Here is a 3,087-nt window from a genome sequence, read left to right as displayed (position 1 = left end):
AGCAGCAGTCACACCGGCCCGTGAATCAGCGGGGTTAGCGGCCCGGCCGCGAATCGCGTCCGCGATGGCGTCACCGCCTTTGCTGCCGAGTTCGCCGGCGAGGTCAAAACCGAAGCAGCACTCGAGCGTTTCAAACGATCCGGACTCACTCTCATTCACGACAACGGGCGCGCCCACAACGTCTGCTCGTACGTTGCCGCCACCGCCCTCTGCCACCCCACCCGAACTACCAACCGCGACTCGGGGACACCAGACCTCACCAACTGCCAACGCGGCTGCCCCAACATCGCCCTGCTCGACCGCCACTTCCAAGAGAAGACGCGGCAACGCGACCAACTACTCGCTGAAATCGACTACTTACCCGCCCCGCTGGCAGCGCGCAACCAGCAAATCGCGGACGAACTTACCAAGGAAATCACCCGACACAAACAAGGAGAGAACAATTCATGACCCGACGCGGTGATGATGCAGAAGAACGCGACAAACTCATTGCCGCGCTCATTCGGACCCTGAAAGGTGAATCCGAAAATAGTTCGGGACGACTATCAGTCAAAGCGATAGCCCAGGAAGCCGGTCTCGCACGAACGGCGCTTACCCACAAACACCTCGATCTAAAAGAACTCATCGAAATTTATCAAGCTGAAAATAGAGACCGAACCCGAAATGACAATACGGAAAAGGTGGAGTCTCTCACGGCCGAAGTTCAAGAACTCAAAGCCCTCAACGAGGTGCTGGCCGCGCAAGTGACGCTCGCGGCCCTCACCTACCGTCCCTCGCCAAGTCTCACATCGGTGCCGCCACCCTGAGCACCACGCAGGCCGGTCAACCAATTATTTACCAGCGCGTGTCGAACAATCAGCCCAAGGATTTCGCCCTGCAACCTGCCGGAGGCCGCGACGGAGTGAACAGCCTAGCCGTCAGTGGTACTGACTGTTCTAGCTGAAAGTTGTTGGTGGGTGCAGACCACGATCGTCAATCTCTACAGCCATGCCAAATCTCGCCACTGGGTCGGCCTATCAAACGAGTCGCGGCTGGCCCATTAGTATTCTCAGCCGAGTTCTGGGTCGGCGCTTATGAGCTTCTGCGCTTCAAGCACGATTTCTTCTGGCGTTGAATTTATCGCACGGGCTAGAGGCCATAGACGATCCAGCGGGGTTCCGCCGACTCCCTTTTCAATCCGTCGAAGCTCTCTCTCGCTCATGTTCGCCTGTTCGGCAACTTCGACCTGAGAGAGCGCGGCCGCCTTCCGCAACCGGGCTACGACCGTTCCGATGGCTCGGCGCACGACTTCCCTCTCCCGCAGCTCCATGGGCGAAAACTTGTGATCCGAGATAGGCACAGGCCCATTATCGCCGTCGATCGACCGTGTCGAGCGACCGGCACGACCCTTTCTGGCACCCGAGGGCCCCTCAGCGATACTATAGGACACTAGTGTCCGGTTTCGCTACGATCGTCTCGAGGTCCTTGGTGCACTCGCCGCTCCCGCTACCCGCGCTCCGGCCGCCGAAGCGGCGCCCGGTCCACCAGATGTTGAGCTTGATCGAGGCGCACTCGAAGGGCGAGCAATGGACAGTTCAATTCCGTAGCCCGATATTTGGTGTTTACAGTGTGTTCGGCCCAATTCACCGCTCTGCCGTGACAAATGAGCTGAGAGTGGGACTGGCTTTTATCACGACCGGGGGCAAGTCCCCTAATAGCCGCGTGCTAAGTATCTGGGCTGAACGGGCGGACTTAATTGATGTTGCGAGCACAAACTGCTCGCCGGCCACCGTCAGACATGGGGCAGTGGTCCGCGCTGAGGTCTCATCATTCGGAGATCGCCTCACCTTGGTGGGACATGCAGTCGCACAACGGCGCACCGAACTGATCGGAGTCGGCCACCACACGATACGAACGCCGTCTGGTGCGGCGCCGAACCTCATCTCAGTGTCTGAGGTTGCAATCCCCTCTAAACGACCTCCACCCCTGCCGTATGCGTGGTCGGATCTCGACCACGATGCCTCGCGTCAATAACGTGCTGGCTATGTACGCGACACTGCACCGAGCCCGGCAGGAACCATGACCCAGCGACAAACACACGCCGGAACCCCGCTTGTCGAAATAACTCTACCGGGACGAGGGCCACTTGCTGCCGCTGCGGCATTGGGAAGAGATGCTGGGAACCATAACCGGCATGTGGTGAGTTTCCGGTTGCCGGCACGCTCTAAGTGGTCTGATGACAACGCTGCTGCCGACCGTCCGCAAAAAAACCGTTCAGCAGCACTAAGCCGACCGAGGACGTGCGGAACAACCCCAGATATCGCCAAGCTGTGAGATAGCCCACTGGCCATACTGGGGAAGCTAGTGTGGATACTTAGTCCCGCACCTTGACAATCTTTGGGAGAACAATGGCAGTCGTATATTCCGCAGTCTTCATCGACGACTTCGACGGTAAGGAACTAGACCGGCGTCGGAATGCGTGCGAACCTGCCGACAGACCTCCACCCCGTCCAGCCCGGGCAGGCCAAGGTCAAGGACGATGACGTCTGGGTCGATTTGCCGGGCCAGTGTCACCGCCTGAAGACCATCGCCGCAGATCGTCACCTCGAAGCCCTCGCGTTCGAGGTAGGTGGCCACGACATCGGCCAAAGACTGCTCGTCCTCGACAACCATCGCCCGCAAGCCCGTGGCCGGACGTGGCGTCGGTGCGGCGACTTCTGTCGTTCCGAGCGCACGGGCAGAAGAGTTCATGTCCCCCATCATCCTCGGCGCCACCATATGGGCCACACGCGCGCGGGCCACATACCGACCCGGACATCTCTCAATGACTTGCGGCTGGAAGTCGAGCGCCGGGTGAGCGAGGGTGCCCACCCGGCCAATGCTGTGTTCGCTCGAGAACGTGGTTCATCGCGTCATCGGGCCGAAATGGGCCAACCGTCAGCTGCAGCAGCAGCCACCCGTTCCACTCGCCATGGGCAAGGAGACACCGACCGTCTGATCTGCGGAGACTATCGCGTATCCGGCGTCGGCCACGGCTTGGGATACGGCCTGGGTAGTCGCGGTTCCGGTCGTTGTCATACTTCCTGCCTGCAAGTTGACTTCGACGCC

At 60.0% G+C, this 3,087-nt stretch carries 2 protein-coding genes and 1 pseudogene; 1 reads left to right on the top strand and 2 read right to left on the bottom strand.

Features of this window, described 5'->3' with window-relative positions:
- Positions 1-446: 446 nt before the first annotated feature.
- A complete protein-coding gene (locus G6023_RS02205) occupies positions 447-806 on the top strand; it encodes a hypothetical protein (protein WP_182633958.1) in 360 nt (119 codons plus the stop codon).
- Between the two features lie 242 nt (positions 807-1,048).
- Here G6023_RS02205 and G6023_RS02200 read toward each other — a convergent pair whose 3' ends face one another.
- A complete protein-coding gene (locus G6023_RS02200) occupies positions 1,049-1,339 on the bottom strand; it encodes a helix-turn-helix domain-containing protein (protein ID WP_081470468.1) in 291 nt (96 codons plus the stop codon).
- A 1,097-nt stretch (positions 1,340-2,436) separates the two neighbouring features.
- Positions 2,437-2,652 (bottom strand): annotated as a pseudogene (locus G6023_RS02195) (response regulator); the annotation flags it as partial.
- Between the last annotated feature and the right edge of the window lie 435 nt (positions 2,653-3,087).

Origin of the sequence: Dietzia sp. DQ11-71 (genome assembly GCF_014144995.1) — a bacterium.
Taxonomy (GTDB): domain Bacteria; phylum Actinomycetota; class Actinomycetes; order Mycobacteriales; family Mycobacteriaceae; genus Dietzia; species Dietzia kunjamensis.
This window is presented reverse-complemented; position numbering and strand designations above follow the sequence as displayed.